This is a genomic window from Pseudacidovorax sp. NFM-22 (assembly GCF_021401245.1).
GTDB lineage: Bacteria > Pseudomonadota > Gammaproteobacteria > Burkholderiales > Burkholderiaceae_C > Xenophilus.
This window is the reverse complement of record NZ_JACBFY010000021.1, coordinates 1-548: the sequence shown is the minus strand read 5'-3', so window position 1 is coordinate 548 and position 548 is coordinate 1. Positions and strand designations below refer to the sequence as shown.

Annotated in this window: 1 protein-coding gene; it reads left to right on the top strand. The window is 62.8% G+C overall.

The genetic code is table 11. The annotated features are described in order from the left end of the window. Positions 1 to 548 (top strand): EF-Tu/IF-2/RF-3 family GTPase (locus tag L0984_RS29750; RefSeq protein ID WP_255697674.1); only part of this gene is annotated, 548 nt, incomplete at both ends.

Below are 548 nucleotides of genomic sequence, written 5' to 3'. Positions count from 1 at the left end.
CTGGACACCTACATCCCGACGCCCGAGCGCGCCGTGGACGGCACCTTCCTGATGCCCGTGGAAGACGTCTTCTCGATCTCGGGTCGCGGCACCGTGGTGACCGGCCGTGTCGAGCGTGGCGTGATCAAGGTCGGCGAGGAAATCGAAATCGTCGGTATCAAGCCCACGATCAAGACCACCTGCACCGGCGTGGAAATGTTCCGCAAGCTGCTGGACCAGGGCCAGGCTGGCGACAACGTCGGTATCCTGCTGCGCGGCACGAAGCGTGAAGAAGTCGAGCGCGGCCAAGTGCTGTGCAAGCCCGGCTCGATCAAGCCGCACACGCACTTCACCGCCGAGGTGTATGTGCTGTCCAAGGACGAAGGTGGCCGTCACACGCCGTTCTTCAACAACTATCGCCCGCAGTTCTACTTCCGCACGACGGACGTGACCGGCGCGATCGAGCTGCCGAAGGACAAGGAAATGGTGATGCCTGGCGACAACGTGTCGATCACGGTCAAGCTGATCGCTCCGATCGCCATGGAAGAAGGCCTGCGCTTCGCCATCCG